The 16,560-nt window shown below is 36.1% G+C and carries 17 protein-coding genes; 14 read left to right on the top strand and 3 right to left on the bottom strand.

The window, feature by feature from the left end:
• The 6 genes from CP352_RS10020 to rpoD form a co-directional block, all read left to right on the top strand.
• Positions 1–1,111, top strand: a 1,111-nt coding sequence (locus tag CP352_RS10020) for an RNA-guided endonuclease TnpB family protein (protein ID WP_098034934.1), incomplete at its 5' end; no start/stop codon positions are given.
• Between the two features lie 235 nt (positions 1,112–1,346).
• Entirely contained in the window at positions 1,347–2,102 is a 756-nt protein-coding gene (gene recO, locus CP352_RS10015) for a DNA repair protein RecO (RefSeq protein ID WP_060462357.1), read from the top strand.
• Positions 2,103–2,360: 258 nt separating this feature from the next.
• Positions 2,361–3,278 (top strand): glycine--tRNA ligase subunit alpha, encoded by a 918-nt coding sequence (glyQ, locus tag CP352_RS10010; RefSeq protein WP_005719721.1) that lies wholly within the window; start codon positions 2,361–2,363, stop codon positions 3,276–3,278.
• Positions 3,271–5,334, top strand: coding sequence for a glycine--tRNA ligase subunit beta (glyS, locus tag CP352_RS10005; protein ID WP_068812882.1), 2,064 nt, complete (start codon positions 3,271–3,273; stop codon positions 5,332–5,334). Before glyQ ends, glyS begins: the two co-directional genes overlap by 8 nt.
• A 29-nt stretch (positions 5,335–5,363) precedes the next feature.
• Complete coding sequence (gene dnaG, locus CP352_RS10000; protein ID WP_143438872.1) at positions 5,364–7,184, top strand: DNA primase; 1,821 nt, start codon at positions 5,364–5,366, stop codon at positions 7,182–7,184.
• 15 nt (positions 7,185–7,199) lie between these two features.
• Positions 7,200–8,312: an RNA polymerase sigma factor RpoD gene (gene rpoD, locus CP352_RS09995; RefSeq protein WP_005719716.1), complete on the top strand. Its 1,113-nt coding sequence runs from the start codon at positions 7,200–7,202 to the stop codon at positions 8,310–8,312.
• Between the two features lie 46 nt (positions 8,313–8,358).
• Here rpoD and CP352_RS09990 read toward each other — a convergent pair whose 3' ends face one another.
• Positions 8,359–9,033 carry a M23 family metallopeptidase gene (locus CP352_RS09990; RefSeq protein WP_089143291.1) on the bottom strand — a complete coding sequence of 225 codons (675 nt, stop codon included), beginning with the start codon at positions 9,031–9,033 and terminating at the stop codon, positions 8,359–8,361.
• Positions 9,033–9,473 carry an 8-oxo-dGTP diphosphatase gene (locus CP352_RS09985; protein ID WP_005719714.1) on the bottom strand — a complete coding sequence of 147 codons (441 nt, stop codon included), beginning with the start codon at positions 9,471–9,473 and terminating at the stop codon, positions 9,033–9,035. Before CP352_RS09985 ends, CP352_RS09990 begins: the two co-directional genes overlap by 1 nt.
• A 100-nt stretch (positions 9,474–9,573) precedes the next feature.
• On the opposite strand from CP352_RS09985, the gene CP352_RS09980 reads away from it, so the two are divergent.
• From CP352_RS09980 to CP352_RS09945, 8 genes are all read left to right on the top strand, one after another.
• Entirely contained in the window at positions 9,574–10,257 is a 684-nt protein-coding gene (locus tag CP352_RS09980) for a class I SAM-dependent methyltransferase (protein WP_013086424.1), read from the top strand.
• The gene (locus tag CP352_RS09975; protein WP_060462354.1) at positions 10,254–11,051 is read left to right on the top strand and encodes a Nif3-like dinuclear metal center hexameric protein; all 798 of its coding nucleotides are present in this window, start codon (positions 10,254–10,256) and stop codon (positions 11,049–11,051) included. Before CP352_RS09980 ends, CP352_RS09975 begins: the two co-directional genes overlap by 4 nt.
• Positions 11,052–11,069: 18 nt before the next feature.
• Positions 11,070–12,311, top strand: a complete 1,242-nt coding sequence (gene pepT, locus CP352_RS09970) for a peptidase T (protein ID WP_089143292.1) — start codon at positions 11,070–11,072, stop codon at positions 12,309–12,311.
• A gap of 305 nt (positions 12,312–12,616) precedes the next feature.
• Positions 12,617–12,991, top strand: coding sequence for a GntR family transcriptional regulator (locus CP352_RS09965; RefSeq protein WP_013086421.1), 375 nt, complete (start codon positions 12,617–12,619; stop codon positions 12,989–12,991).
• Positions 12,984–13,691 (top strand): ATP-binding cassette domain-containing protein, encoded by a 708-nt coding sequence (locus CP352_RS09960; RefSeq protein WP_089150750.1) that lies wholly within the window; start codon positions 12,984–12,986, stop codon positions 13,689–13,691. The genes CP352_RS09965 and CP352_RS09960 overlap by 8 nt, the downstream gene beginning before the upstream one ends.
• Positions 13,691–14,521, top strand: a complete 831-nt coding sequence (locus CP352_RS09955) for an ABC transporter permease (RefSeq protein WP_089145379.1) — start codon at positions 13,691–13,693, stop codon at positions 14,519–14,521. The genes CP352_RS09960 and CP352_RS09955 overlap by 1 nt, the downstream gene beginning before the upstream one ends.
• Before the next feature lie 9 nt (positions 14,522–14,530).
• Positions 14,531–15,340: a hypothetical protein gene (locus CP352_RS09950; RefSeq protein WP_013086419.1), complete on the top strand. Its 810-nt coding sequence runs from the start codon at positions 14,531–14,533 to the stop codon at positions 15,338–15,340.
• A 20-nt stretch (positions 15,341–15,360) separates the two neighbouring features.
• Positions 15,361–16,179, top strand: coding sequence for a hypothetical protein (locus CP352_RS09945; protein WP_005719705.1), 819 nt, complete (start codon positions 15,361–15,363; stop codon positions 16,177–16,179).
• A gap of 58 nt (positions 16,180–16,237) precedes the next feature.
• Here the strand turns inward: CP352_RS09945 and CP352_RS09940 are convergent, their stop codons facing one another.
• Positions 16,238–16,426, bottom strand: a complete 189-nt coding sequence (locus CP352_RS09940) for an LBP_cg2779 family protein (protein WP_013086417.1) — start codon at positions 16,424–16,426, stop codon at positions 16,238–16,240.
• Positions 16,427–16,560: the final 134 nt, after the last annotated feature.

Below are 16,560 nucleotides of genomic sequence, written 5' to 3'. Positions count from 1 at the left end.
TTTTGCCTTTTCTATTCTTAATAATTATGAGACTAGGCTGGCAGAAGAAGTAGTCACTAATAGCGAACTATTGGATAAGCCAAGGAATATTCGTGATACTTATAGCTTTTTGCGTGTTAAAGAAATTGATAGCCTCGCTATTGCCAACGCTATTCAGAACTACCAGAAAGCTTGGAATAACTATCGTAAGATTGGTCATGGAATCCCAACTTTTCATAAAAAACGCAGCGACTGGTCATATCAGACCAACTGTCAATATCCTAAGCAGCCAGAAGCTTTTCTTGATAACGGGACGGCTAGGTTTATTGATGCTAAACATATTAAACTGCCTAAGCTGGGAATTGTCCGCATTGCTGGTTTTAGAAAACTGATTAAAGAGCGCTTGCTTAACCATATTCCAACTCGAATCGGCACAGTCACGATAAAAAAGACCGCTGACGAGCAATTCTACTTATCAATGCAATTAGGCAGCGATACTGCTTTTATTAAGGAATTGCCTAAGACGCAGAGTCAAATTGGCATTGACCTTAACCTTGATAATTTTCTGACGGGATCGAACGGCACAATGGTTGCTAATCCACGCTTTTACCGCAAAGCTGAAAAGAAGCTCGCCCATGCCCAACGCATACTCTCACGCAGACAAAGACGTGCCAAAAAAGACGGGCGTAATTTGCGGACAGCTAAGAATTATCAAAAGCAACGCTTATCAGTTGCCAGACTGCACGACAAGATTCGCAGACAGCGTAATGAATTTTTACAAGTACTCTCAACTGCACTAATCAAAAACCACGATTTAGTAGTTGCCGAGGAATTAAGAAGCAGAAATCTGTTAAAGAATCATGCCTTATCACAAGCTATTTCAGATGTTGGCTGGCGTAGTTTCCTGAATATGCTGGCTTATAAAGCCAAGCTATATGGCAAAGAATTTCTAACAATTGATCCTAAGTACACCACCCAAAGATGCCATCAATGTGGCAGTATTATGGGCCAAAACGGTTATAAGAAATTAACCCTTAAGGATCGGGAATGGACGTGCCCAATCTGTCGAACGCACCATATTCGTGATTGGAATGCGGCAGTGAACATCTTAGAAAAAGGATTAGGCAAGTAGCAGAGTCCAAAAACAAAAGAAAAAAGCAGCCTAAGCTAGGCTGCAGTCCGCTGGCAACTCGCGGACTTAAAAGGCTTTGGTAATTAGACGACCTCTATCGGCAATAGTCAAAAGATTACTGCTGGTAAGTCAAGTCCGTATCTAAGCAAGTTGGTGTTCTGGTTAGCGCAAGCTAACGAGCCACCAAGCCCTAGACTTCAGTCTAGGGTAGTTGACATACTAAAGGAGTCATGATATGGCACGTGAACTAAAAGAAGTTCAGGGTATTATCTTTAAAAGGCAGAAATATAAGGAAGCAGATTTATTAGCCAAAATTATGACTAAACAAGATGGAATTATGACTCTGATTGTTAAAGGAGCCCTGAGGCCTAAATCAAGATTAAGTGCAGCAACATTAAATTTTTCTATTGGTACTTACGTAATTTATACGAGCGGAAAGGGCTTAAGTAATTTACGCACATATAAAGAGGCAAGGCAGTTTGATGGCTTATATAATGATTTAACCAAGAACGCTTATATTTCTTTTATTTTTGATTTAATTGATCACGCCTTTGTAGAATATCAGCCAATTGGTAAATATTATGATTTAGCTTTATTTGCTTTGAAAAAAATAGATAGTGGCGTTGATGCAGAAATGATTACACAAATTGTGCAGATGAAAATATTAGCAGCATATGGTGTTGAGCCACAGCTAAAGCATTGTGTTATTTGTGGTAAGGAAAAAGGCGTTTTTGATTATTCGATTAAAATGGGTGGAGTTATTTGTAGCGATCATTTTAGTACAGTTACTAGCCGAATGCATTTAAAGCCAAAAGAAACTGCTGTAATTAGAACAATTGGCTTATTACCGATTGAGCGATTAGGCGATATTAAAATTAATGAAGAAACGAAGAGGGCTACTAGAAAAGCGATTGATCGTATTTACCATGAAACAATAGGCCTAAATTTAAAGACTAAGAAATTTTTAGATGAATTAAAACTTTTTAGTTAGTAAAAATCTGGTTTTACCATGACCCATGTGTTAAAATAAAAACGTATTTGACGATGATGAGGATTTAAGAAAAGTACTAGTTCAGCGAATGTCGGTCGGTGTGAGGACATCTAGGAAAAGGCACCTCTAGTCATATTGTTCAATTAAGAGCAGGAAGGATACTTCCTGAATTAGGGTGGAACCGCGATATATTTCGTCCCTATGCAAAATTTTGCATAGGCTTTTTTTATGGCCTAGCGCAGGAGGAGATTAAAGGAAATGGCAGATAAGAAATTAAATATTCAGAATATGATCTTTAAGCTGGAACAATTCTGGTCCTCCAAAGGTTGTATGATTATGCCTTCATACGATGTTGAAAAGGGTGCGGGTACAATGAGTCCTTACACTTTTCTTCGTGCAGTTGGTCCAGAACCATGGGCAGCTTGTTATGTAGAGCCTTCTAGAAGACCTGCAGATGGTCGTTATGGTGAAAACCCTAATCGGTTATTCCAACACCACCAATTCCAAGTTGTTATTAAGCCAGCTCCTAAGGATATTCAACAATATTACCTAGACAGTTTGAAAGTTTTAGGTATCGATCCTTTGGAACACGATATTCGTTTCGTTGAAGATAACTGGGCTAACCCATCTATGGGTTGTGCTGGTGTTGGTTGGGAAGTATGGCTTGACGGTATGGAAGTTAGCCAATTCACATACTTCCAAGTTGTTGGTGAATTAGATGTTAAGCCAACTATGAGTGAAATCACTTACGGTGTTGAACGCCTTGCGTCATATATTCAGGATGTTAACTCAGTATTTGATCTTGAATGGGGTAATGGCATTCTTTATCGTGATATCTTCAAGCAACCAGAATATGAACATTCTAAATATGCATTTGAAGAATCAAATCAAGAACAATTGCTTCAGTTCTTTGATATTTATGAAGCAACTGCTAAGCGTTTATTAGATAAGAATTTGGTTCACCCAGCATACGATTATATTTTGAAGTGTTCACATACTTTTAACTTGCTTGATGCTCGTGGTGCTGTTTCAGTTACTGAACGTGCTGGTTATTTATCAAGAATTAGAAATCTTGCGCATGAAGTTGCTGTCAAATTTGTCGAAGAACGTGAAAAACGTGGCTTCCCATTGCTTAAAAGTGCAGAAGACAAAAAGGCGGGGGTAGAAAATGGCTAAAGATTATTTATTTGAAATTGGTACTGAAGAAATGCCAGCTCACGTTGTACCACGCAGCGTTAAGCAATTAGCTGACAGAACAAGAAAATTTTTAAAAGAAAATGGCTTGAAATTTAAAGATATTAAGACTTTTTCAACTCCACGTCGTTTGACTATTTTGGTTGAAGATTTGGCTGAAAAGCAAGACGATATTGATGAAGTTAAAAAAGGTCCAGCTAAGAAGATTGCTCAAGATCAAGATGGTAATTGGACTAAGGCTGCTCAAGGATTTGCTCGTGGCCAAGGAATGACTACAGACGATATCTATTTTGAAGAACTTAAGGGTACTGAATACGCTTATGTTCACGTTCAAAAGGAAGGTAAGAAAGCTAGTGATATCTTACTTGGTATGAGCGATATCATTAAGGCGATGACTTTCCCTACTAAGATGCGGTGGGATTCAAATGATTTTGAGTTTGTTCGTCCAATTCACTGGCTTGTTTCATTATTTGGCAGTGATGTAATTCCCGTTAAGATTTTGGATATTACTGCAGGTCGTAAAACTCAAGGCCATCGTTTCTTAGGCGATTCAGTTGTTTTGGCCAATGCTGATGACTATGAAGATGCATTAAAAGATCAATTTGTAATTGCTGATGCAGATGAACGTAAAGATATGATCGTTCGTCAAATGAATGAATTAGTTAAGAAGAACAACTGGCAAGTTAAACCAGATCGTGATTTACTCGAAGAAGTTACTTATTTAGTAGAATATCCGACTGTATTTGCTGGTTCATTTGATGAAAAGTATTTGAAGATTCCTGATGAAGTGCTGATTACTTCAATGAAAGACAATCAAAGATACTTTGAAGTCTATGATGAAAATGGTAAGTTAATTAATCACTTTATTGCTGTTCGTAACGGAAATAAAGATTACCTTGATAATGTTATTTCAGGTAATGAAAAAGTTTTAGTTGCTCGTTTGGACGATGCTCAATTCTTCTATGATGAAGACCGCAAGTATCCACTTAGTCATTTTGTTGATCGTCTTAAGAATGTTTCATTCCACGATAAGATTGGTTCAATGGCTGAAAAGATGCAACGTGTTCGCATGATTGGTGATTACTTAGCTAAGCGTTGGGATTTACCAGAGAATGTAGTCAAGGATTTCGACCGTGCTAGTGAACTTTACAAGTTTGACTTAGTTACCCAAATGGTTGGTGAGTTTGCAGAACTTCAAGGTGTAATGGGCATGCATTATGCTCGTCTTGCAGGTGAGGACGAAGAAGTTTCAGTTGCAATCAAGGAACACTACATGCCTGCCACTGCTGAAGGTCCACTTCCTGAAACTACGGTTGGTTCATTATTATCAATTGCTGATAAAATTGATACAATTGTAACCTTCTTTGGTGCAGGAATGATTCCTACATCATCTAATGACCCATACGCACTTCGTCGTTATGCATATGGTATTGTAAGAATCTTACTTAATGAGAAGTGGTCATTACCATTTAACGAAGTTTTACCAGAAATCATTAGTATGCTTAATGGTGTAACTCCAGCTAAGCTACCTAAGAGTGATGCTGACCAGGAAATTGCAGACTTCATTCGTGATCGTGTCAAGCAATACTTACAAAAGAATGACTTCAAGTATGATATTATTGATGCTGTTCTTGCTTCAAGTCAACAAGATCCAAGTCAAATTTTAGCAGCAGCTACTGTATTGCAACTTCACCATGATGATGAAGAATTCAAGCCAGTAGTTGAGAGTTTGACTAGAATTGATAACATCTTAAAGAAGGCTAAATTTAAGAGTAATACTGCTGTTGATGAAAGTCTCTTTGATGATAACAGTGAAAAAGAACTTTACGCTGGCGTTCAAAACTTGCAAGATATTGAAAGTTTGGCTGATCTCTACCAAGGTTTTGTTCAACTGCAACCAGTGATTGATCAATACTTTGAAACTAATATGATCATGGCTAAGGACGAAAAGGTCAAGAATAATCGCTTAGCACAATTATATGCAGTTAATGAATTAGCAGATCGTTTAGGTGACTTAAGCAAGTTAGTTATTAAGTAGTTAATTTAGATAGAAAAAGGGTGATTCATATGGCTGGACGGATTCCTGAAGATTTTATTTCAGAGGTTCGCAGTAACGTCAATATTGTTGATGTTATCAGTCAGTACGTTTCGCTTGAGAAAAAAGGCAAAGACTATATTGGTCTTTGCCCTTTTCATCAAGAAAAAACTCCGTCGTTTACTGTAAATGCTGATAAGCAGTTTTTTAAGTGCTTTGGTTGTGGTAAGGGTGGAAATGTTTTTAAATTCTTGATGTATAAGGATGATTTAACTTTTCCCGAAAGCGTTGAGCGAGTAGCTAAGTTTGCCCATATTGCTATGCCTAATGGGTATGGTCATAATAGTGGCACCAAATTAAATCCACTTATGCAAATGCATCAGGATGCCGTTGATTTTTATCATCGTGTGCTTTTGACTACCAAAGCCGGTGAACGGGGGATGCAGTATGCTCAAAAACGAGAACTAGATCAAGAAATATTAGATCATTTTAAGATAGGCTATGCCCCTAAAGCTGATAATGTTTTGATTACTTATTTACGTAGTAAAGGTTATCAAGATGATGATCTAGCACAAAGTGGTTTATTTGTTCAAGCTAGGGATGGGCAGTTATACGACCGTTTTCGTGACCGTTTGATGTTTCCATTGGATAATGAAAATGGGAGAACGATAGGCTTTTCTGGTAGACGAATTTCTAATGATAAGACCGAAGCTAAGTATATGAATAGTCCTGAAACGGAGATTTTTACCAAGTCAAAGGTATTATTCCACTTTGCAGAAGCAAAGAAAGCAGCTCGTGGTGAAGGTCACTTAGTTCTGTATGAAGGTTATATGGATGTAATTGCAGCATATAAGGCAGGAGTAAAATCAGGAATTGCTTCAATGGGAACTAGTTTAACAGATGACCAAATATATTTGTTGAGACGTATTACTCCTAATATCATTATTAATTATGATGGAGATGATCCAGGAGTCCATGCCGAAGAACGTGCTGCACGTATGTTTAATAAAGATGGCAATTTTAATTTAGGAATTGTAGTTTTACCAGAAAAACTAGATCCTGATGAATACGTCAAAAAATATGGCGCTGAGAAGTATCTGGAAGAAGTCAAAGGTGCCTTAACGCCGACTGACTTTTTCTTAAAACGGTTGGAACAAAAATATAACTTAGATAATGACCGTGAAAAGATTGCTTATTTAGGTGAGGCCGTAAAAGAAATTGCACAAGTGCGCAATCCAGTTGAGCAAGATATGTATACTGAAAAATTGGCGAAGTCTAGTGGGGTTTCTATTGCTTCGTTAAAGGCAAATCTTGCTAAAGAAAGACGGCGAAATAATCGGGCACGCAATCATGTACGTAATTCTCAAAGAAATTCACCTGATTATCCGATAGACGTACCTTTACCTGGTGATGAAGACGTGCCTACAGAGCAGTCAGTAGTTGAAAAAAATCCTAGTCAGACCAGACTCTTGTATTTATTTATTCATTCAACTGATGCTCAAAAATATATGTTAGAAGGGCAATTTCATTTTCCTAATCAGGATTTTGAAACTCTGGCACAGGATTGGTTAAAATATGCGGAAACTCATGAAAATCCACAAATTGATGGGTTCTTAGATTTTATTCCTGAGCAACTTCAAGGTATAATAGTAGATGCTGAAATGGCACAGATGCCAAAAGATTCTACAATTCAAGAAGTTGATGCTTTGGTTCTAGCATTAAAAAGACGCAACATCTATTCCAGGCTGAATGAGCTTCAAGCTCAATTACAGGATGCTAAGCGCAAAAATGATGCACAAGGAATTATTGCAATCACTCAGGAGATTATTGGATTAAAACGGATCTTAGGTTAATAAGGAGGCTTTTTAGTGGCAGAAAAAGAAACTACACAAAAACTATCTTTAGATAAGATGGTTAAGCAAGTCGTAAAAGACGTAAAGAAAGATAAGTCGATCACTGAAGAAGATTTCACTGCTCGTTTGATTAAGCCTTATAACTTACAAGGCAAGGCTGTAGATCAACTAGTACAAGAGTTTGAAGATAATGGTATTAGCATTGTTGATGAAAACGGTGATCCTTCAAAGTTAGCCTTAAAGAAACAAAAGGATGTTGAAAAGGCTGAATTAAAGGATATGTCTGCTCCATCAAGCGTACGCATGAACGATCCAGTGCGGATGTATTTGAAGGAAATTGGTCGTGTACCACTTCTTACTGCTGATCAAGAAATTGCTCTTGCCAAAAGAATTGAATCCGGGGATGAAGAGGCAAAGCAAGAATTAGCCGAAGCCAACCTTCGTTTGGTAGTTTCTATTGCTAAGCGTTATGTAGGACGTGGTATGTCATTCCTTGATTTGATTCAAGAAGGTAATATGGGACTAATGAAAGCCGTTGATAAGTTTGATTATCGTCTAGGCTTTAAGTTCTCAACCTACGCAACTTGGTGGATTAGACAGGCAATTACTCGTGCGATCGCTGACCAAGCACGTACAATTAGAATTCCTGTTCACATGGTCGAAACAATTAATAAATTGATCAGGATACAACGTCAATTGTTACAGGACTTAGGCCGTGAACCTACACCAGAAGAAATTGGTGCAGAAATGAATATGCCAACCAATAAAGTACGTGATATTCTAAAAATTGCTCAAGAACCTGTTTCATTAGAAACACCTATTGGCGAAGAGGATGATTCACACTTAGGCGACTTTATTGAGGATAAGGATGCAACTAGTCCAGAACAACACGCTTCTTACGAAATGTTGAAGGAACAACTTGAACAAGTACTTGAGACTTTAACTGATCGTGAGGAAAATGTTTTGCGTTTGCGTTTTGGTCTTGATGATGGTCGTACCCGTACTTTGGAAGAAGTAGGTAAGGTATTTGGTGTTACCAGAGAACGTATTCGTCAGATTGAAGCTAAGGCATTACGTAAGTTGCGTCATCCAAGTCGCTCAAATCAATTACGTGATTTCATGGATTAATTATAATTATCTATATTAAAAGAGCTAAGTTTTACTTAGCTCTTTTTTATTGGACTGGATCTTTACCTGCTGCCCTTAGATTATCTTCAATGATTTTCATTGGATTTAACCAAGTGCCATTATCTTTCCAATAGTATTTGCATGGCGTATTGTCATGCTTTTTATCAATGTAATCTTTATCTGTCTTAGTAACTCCTAAATGAATGTGAGAGCCGGTCAGTTTACCAATTTTTTGTCCCAACTTGACTTTTTGACCTTTTTTAACATAAATATCAGTAATACTGAGGAAGCCTTCCTGGTAAACTTCAACATAGCCATCATCGGAAATAATCCAAATATAAAGTCCTAAACCTGGGGCGTATTTAACACGATGGACAGTTCCCGCATGCACAGCATATACGGAAGAATGTCCAACTTCACTAAATCCGAAGTCATAGCCATCATGAAAATAACTCTTGCTAGGATAGACTCGACGAATGACGTCAGTTTCACCAAACTTTTGTCCAGATTTAAATTTAATTTTCTTTTCATAGAGCTTCTTAAAAGGGTAACCCCAAGTAACATAAACGACTTTTTTCTTTTTAGCAGTCTTCTTTTTCTTAACCGTGTGAGTTTGTGGTCGTAAACTATTCAGATTGTTTTGCCATAAGGGAATAGAGGCAAAAGCTAAAATAGCAATTAAAGCAGCTAAAAGTGCAAACTTACTTTCAGTTTTTTTCATTAAAATAGCTCATCTCGCTTTCCGTCAAGCATATGTTCACTAATTGTTTGTTCAAAAAATACTGGTAAATCATGATCAAAATTGTAAGCTAACTTTTGCTTTTTCAATTCTTTAGCACTCATCCAGGTTAGTTTACCTTCGTCTGATTCTTTAACGGTACCCGAAAATTGTTCAGCTATGTAGAAAAATACTAAATAACGTTCATCATTGTGATCATAAAATTGTTTAACACCAACTAATTGAGGATGACTAATCGTTAATCCAGTTTCTTCTTTGACTTCCCTGACGACAGAATCATGAAAAGATTCATGCGCTTCAACATGACCACCAGGAAAAGTAAGTCCTGGCCAGACCGGATCGTTGCGATCAAGAACTAAAACCTGATCTTTGTTTTTAACCATGCACATATTAGTTAATGTGACATTTTCTGTTCTACTCATGTAAAAAACCCGCTTTCTGTGACGATTATATCAAATAGTAGCAAAATAAGACTATGAAATATGCTAAAATTTGTTTAACCATATCTTTTATGGAGGAAACATGAATTTAAGATTAAATACGTTGGCAAAGATGGTAGATCCTGGCAGTCGAGTGGCTGATATTGGAACTGATCATGCATACTTGCCAATTGAATTAGTAAAAAATGGCAAAATTGATTATGCAATTGCTAGTGACGTTGCAGAGGGCCCTCTTGAAAATGCTAAAAATGATATTGCAGCAGCTGGGTTAACCGAGCAAATTGAAACTCGCTTAGGTAGTGGGTTAGAAACCGTTACTCATGCTGATCAGATTGATACAGTTGTGATTGCCGGAATGGGCGGCAAGTTAATGACTGATATTCTTGATAGAGCTTGGAGCAAAGATGCACAATTTAAAACTCTGGTACTAGAACCTAATATAGGCGAAGCAGGGGTACGTAATTGGCTGATGATGCATAATTATAAGATTATCTCAGAAAAATTAATTGCAGAGGCTGGGCATACTTATGAATTAATTAAGGCTAGCTTAACTGAAGAAAAGCATGAGATGACTGAAAAGGAAATCTTTTTTGGCCCCTTTATTGTACAAGAAAAGAATCCAGTTTTTTATCAGAAATGGGAAGGCCAACTCGCTTATTATCAAAGATTGCTGGTTAATTTGAATAAAGCAAGAAAAAAAGACGAAGATCGAATCAATGAAGTAGATCATGATATTAAATTAATCAAGGAGGAATTGGAGAATTGACCAAAGTAAAAGACATTGTTGCGCGCTTGCGACAAGATTTTCCGGAAAACATTGCTTCACAAGGTGATCCTGTTGGTATGCAAATTGGATCAATGGAGGCTGATGTTACCAAAGTAATGACTACTTTAGATGTACGTCCCCAGGTAGTTGAAGAAGCTGTTGAAAAAGGGGTTGATTTCATCGTTAGTCACCATCCTGTAATGTTTAGACCAGCACAAAATTTGGATTTTGCGAATGCACAAAACGCAATGTATGGCAATATTATCAAGAATGGAATTACTGTTTATTCAATTCATACTAATTCAGATAAAGCCCAAGATGGATCTGCTGATTGGCAAGCAGAGGAATTAGGTCTGCAAGATGTTGAACCATTTTGTCTGGATGATGATGGAATTGCTATGGGTAGAAAAGGAAAGTTACCTAGAACAATGACTGCTTATGATTTTGCCTATTATGTTAAAGAAAAAATGCAAATTAAAATGGCACGTCTGATTACTGCAAACAATGAAAAGCCAATTACCAGTGTAGGATTTATTTGTGGCGATGGTGGTAAATATTGGACTAGAGCCTTAGATGACCATTTAGATGCTTTTATTACTGGGGATGTTTATTATCATGTAGGCCATGATATGATTTCATCTGGTTTAACTGTTGTTGATCCTGGTCATTATACTGAAAAACTATTTAAGTACAAGGTCTATGATCGACTTAAAAAGTGGAATGAAGAAAATAACTGGAATGTTGGAATTGAGCTTTCCGAGGTTTCTACCAATCCATTTCAAGACTTATTTTAATTAGAAAGAGAGTTATATATGGAATATCCTAATTTGTTACCTAGATTTTTAAAGTACGTTAAAGTTAATTCGCGTTCTGACGAACACTCAGATCGCTTTCCATCAACTGAAAGAGAAGAAAACTTCCAAAAGAATGTCATTATGAAGGATCTTGAAGACTTAGGTTTAAGTGACATTCATTACAACCAAAAAGCAGGTAGTGTAATTGCTGAAATTCCTTCAAACGTTGACTATGATGTTCCGGTAATGGGCTTTTTAGCACATAGTGATACAGCTGACTTTAATTCAGAAAATGTTAAACCACAGATTCATGAAAATTATGATGGTGAAAGCAAAATTCAATTAGGCGATTCAGAATTTTACCTTGATCCAAAGGTCTTTCCACACTTGAGGAATTACAAGGGTCAAACTATAATTACTGCCTCAGGCGATACCTTGCTTGGTGGGGACGACAAGTGTGGTGTTTCTGAATTAATGACCTTTGCGGAATACTTAATGAATCATCCAGAAGTTAAGCACGGCAAGATTCGTTTAGCATTTACTCCAGATGAGGAAATTGGTACAGGTGCTGAACACTTTGATGTAAAAGACTTTGGTGCAGATTTTGCTTTTACTGTCGATGGTGAAGCACCTGGTAAGCTTGACTGGGGAACTTTCTCAGCAGCACAATTTAGCCTTGATATTCAAGGTGTGAATGTTCACCCAGCTGTTGCTAAAGGTCAAATGATTAATGCAATTCAAGTAGGTATTGATTTCCATAATCAATTGCCAGAACATGATCGTCCAGAGCACACTGATGGTCGTGAAGGCTTCTTCCACTTGATGAATTTTGATGGAACCGTTGATAATGCTCATCTTGATTATATTATTCGTGACTTTGAACGTGATGGCCTTGAAGAACGTAAGAACTTAGTTAAATCAATCGTTGACAAGATGAATGCTGAATTTGGTACTGAACGAATCAAGTTAAAGATGTGGGATCAATACTACAACATGGCTGATGAATTAAAGAAGCATATGGATATCGTTGATTTAGCTAGGGATGCATATAAGGCAGAATGTCTTGAAATTAACGAAGATCCAGTTCGTGGTGGTACAGATGGTTCACAATTGACTTATATGGGTCTTCCTTGTCCTAACATTTTTGCAGGTGAAGAAAACATGCATGGTCGTTACGAATACACTGTTCTTGAGTCTATGTGGAAAGCGGTCGATGTCATGATTAAAATGGCGGAATTAAACGCTGAAAGAGCTAAGTAGTGAAACATTTTTGACTAAAAATATCAATAATTCTATTTCTGATCTAATATGAGATTATTGATAGATTAGGAAATAGGGTAAACATAGTTAATAAATAAAAATTATGCACTAATACTATTAAAAATAAAAGATAGTTTATAATTACCGTCATTATAGGATTATAGACTATCTTTTTGTTGTACTTTTAACTTTTATGAACTTGTGAAACAAAGTGATTAAACTTAGCCCTTGCAAAAAGTGACTAAAGTGAGTATTATAGTTAGTGTAATAGATTAATAATACAGTGTAAAATAGGAGCTAAGTAAATGGAATTTAAAGATAATATTCCTATTTATCTTCAGATTGAACAATACTTGTATCGTCAAATTGCTTTAGGCAAGTTAACAGCTGGTGAGAAGATTCCTTCTGTTAGAAAACTTGCTCTAGAATTAACCGTTAATGTTAATACCGTGCAAAGAGCACTACAACAGATGAACAGTCAAGGTATTCTTTATACTAAACGTGGCGAAGGTAATTTTGTTACTGAAGATACTAAACTATTATCCGAAACCAAGCAGTCATTAATTAATAATGAATTAGAACAGTTTGTTCAAAATATGGAAAAGTTTGGAATAGGAAGAAACGAGTTAGTTTCAACGTTAGAGAATTATTTAAAAAATGGTGGGGATCAGAATGAATGATTTATTAGCTATTAAAGATGTAAGTTATAAGAAAAATCAGAAGCAAGTATTGCAAGATGTGAACTTGAATTTAGCTCCTGGCAAGATTGTTGCTTTACTTGGTGAAAATGGTGCTGGTAAGACCACTTTGATGCGAATTATTGCCGGTGTAGCTAAGAATTACAAAGGCGAAATTAATTTAGAGGGGGCAACAAAAGAGGCAGAAAGAAAGGCTAAGTTGTCTTTTACTGATGGTTTAACTGGCTTCAGCGATTCAACAAAGATCAAGGAAGTGGTTAAATTTTACGCAACGATTTTTCAAGATTTTGATGAGAATGAATTCGATGAGCTGCGTAAGTTTATGAAATTAGATCCTGAAATGAAGTTGAGTCAGTTATCACGAGGAATGCGTGAAAAATTGATTATTGCTTTAACATTTGCTCGTAAAGCAGATTTGTATTTACTTGATGAACCTTTTGGTGGGATTGATGCAATGGCTCGAAAGAAAATTATTAATTCCATCATTTTGTGGAAAGATGAAAAGGCAACGATTTTAATCTCAGATCACTTTGTCAATGAAATTTCATCTTTACTTGATGAAGTAGTAATTGTGAAAAATCATACGGTTTTGGAACATAAATCAGCAGATGACATTCGTCAAACGCATAAGTCAATCGAAGAATACTATGAAAGTTTTTATGCAGATGAGGATGATGAATAATGACTAGTTTTAACACATTGTTTAATCGAATGTTTCAAGAAAAAAGCAAGTCAGTCTATTTAATCTTCTTAATTCAAGCCTTTGCTAGTTTATGTTTTACAATTATTGGTTTTGTTTCGGAAAATGGTAGACCAGAATTTGTTAATGGAAAAGATACTAGTTCTGTCAATGTGATTGTTGCTTTTCTCGCTGTATTTGCAGTAATGATGCTGATAACGTCATTTATCGCTGATTTTGTTTATTGGATTATTTCTTCAATCAAGAATGAAAAAATTAATCGCAGTCAAACTTGGCGCTTGATTCCGGTAACTGATACTAAGTTTTTGCTTAGCAATTTTGGGACAGCATTTTTAACTTATATTTGGTTAGGAATTTTAGAAGCGGTCACGATAATCGTTACCCTTTTGCCGATGTTGTCTGATCAAGATGTGCGCAAAGCAATAGGTCAGGCTAGCATCCATCTTTCAGCAAGAGACTGGCAAACAATGCTCGGAAGTTTGCTGCTAATCATTTTTATTGGCTATGCTTGGTACGCAATTGTAAGTTTGCTTAACCTAGCAAGCCGCAGCATTATTGATTTTTTGCCAGGTGGCTCAAGTAAAGTATGGACCTTTATTATTAGAGTAATTGTAATTATTGCGATTATTTGGATTTTAGGCCATGCGGCAACAATTATCTTTTCAGTCTTAGGAAAGTTTAGTCCTTTTATGGTCAACAGCCAGGATATTAACTATGCCACTACGATTCTTCAATTCTTGGTCTTTGATGTTGTGATTACTTTGATTGATATCTTGCTTTTGAATAAATTCGTAGAAGCAAAACAGAATTAGGAGTTTTTTATGGCAAATTTTAAGACCTTGTTTAAGCAAATGTTTGTGCAAAAAAGGCGCTACGCTAACTTAGTTTTGTTATTACAAGTTTTTGCAGTCCTTTTTTTGCTGGTAATGGCTCTGTTAGATAAAAGCAATTTAGCTTATCTCAACATTAGTAAGGACAGTAATTGGCTAGATCGTTTGCTTAGTGCAGGAATGCTCAAAACGCCGATTGCCGATGTGATTTTTGTTGGTCTGCTTTGCTGGCAAAATGAAAAAATCAACCTCAGTCAAACTTGGCAGCTAGCTCCAGCTTCAAGTGTCAAAATCTGGCTGATTAATATGCTTTCTAGTTTAGTTGAATGTATTTATATTTTTGTAATTCAAGTCATTTTAGGCTTCGTTGCTGCTATGATTGATAATTTAAGTCATCATTATTCACTGCTTCATGACTTAGTTGATGCTAAAGTTACTTGGGCAGATGCTAGTTTATTAATTGAATTTCTATTGTTCTTAACTGGAACGGTTTTAGTTATTATGACTTTTGTCAGTTTTGCTAATTTTTTGACGAAAGTAATTGTTGATCAATTGCCAGTTAACAATAATATTGTTATTAAGTTATTTGTGATGGCAGTGATTGTGATTATTGCAATCTTGATTGCTGAACAGCTAAACGAACAAATTACTGCTATGTATTTGCATCGTTTTGCCAAAGAAGCAGCATATGATCCATTGGGTATTTCAGTGGTTGAGTACTTTGCAGGAGCAATTGTTTTAGGAGCAATCGACAGCTACTTAATGAGTAAATTTGTCGAACCTAAGATAATTAATCGTTAATTGAAGGGGAGGGGTAGATAGTGACGAATTTTTGGACCTTGTTTAGGCAAATGTGGACGCAAAAAAGAAAATTTATTTATTTGGTTTTCTTAATTAATATCTTTGCTGTAGTATTTTTATCAGGTTATTTTCTTCTTTTCAAAAATTGGAATGGTCTAGCAAATCTGCCGTCTAAAAATTTAGGGCAATTCTGGCGCAATAATTTTGTCTATGTGACTTTATACATTGATTTTGCCTTTTGTGCGATTACATGTTGGCAAAATGAAAAAATTAATCTGAGTCAAACCTGGCATTTAGCAGCTAGCGATGAACGAAAAACATACTTAGCTAATATATTTAGCAGTTTGCTGGCATGTGGTTATTTCTTCTTGCTGCAAGAAATCGTTAATAGTCTGTTGCTGATCCCTAGTTGCGGGGCAGACAGTTTTGCTCAAGCATTTCGTGAGTTTGGTCTGTATCCAATTAAAACAGTTCCCGGCGTTGAAATAACTAGCAATCGAATGCTTGCTTTTCATTGGTTGTTTATCATTTTGATAATTTTAATCATTTACTTCTTTGTCAGCTTTGCCAATTTTAGTTCGCGAGTAATTACTGATTTCTTGCCGTTTAAGAGTACAGTTTGGGCTCGCTTGTTAATTATCGCAATTTTGGTAATTGTCGCAGCTTACTGCGGCATGATCTTTATGTCTAAGTTACAGGGCTTTGTTGATAAGAGTCCAAATTTACAAGCAACCGATCCAATCTGGTTAGATGATTTATGCTTGTTTATTGTTAGCCTTGTTTTCGGTATTTTGAATCTAGTATTCGTGAAGAAATATCTTGAACCAAAAATAGATTAATTAATGCAAAAAAAGAGCTTCATTTCAATCAAGAAATGAAGCTCTTTTTTGTAGTTAACTAAGCATTAGCTGACATATAGTCATAAAGTTGATTTACTTCTTCAGCTGTAAATTGACCATCACCAGTTTTCATAGCATGGACTTTTTCAACTGATAGGTGACTAGCAAATGCTAGATCAGTGTCATTAACATGGTGTTTTACTTGAAAATTAATAATTGCATCAGATAATTCTTCTTGCTCATTCATAATAATTTCTCCTTACTCTTTAATTTTAATCAAATCAGGACGAAAAATAAAATTTTTTGTAATTTTTCAATTAAAATGTGGTTCAGTATAAATTCTTGTGTAAATAGAAATTAGATAACAAAAAAAGAAGGGTT

Source organism: Lactobacillus sp. UMNPBX1 (assembly GCF_002554085.1).
GTDB classification, from domain to species: domain Bacteria; phylum Bacillota; class Bacilli; order Lactobacillales; family Lactobacillaceae; genus Lactobacillus; species Lactobacillus crispatus.
Note: the sequence above shows the minus strand (reverse complement) of the source record. Positions and strands in the feature narration are given on the sequence as shown.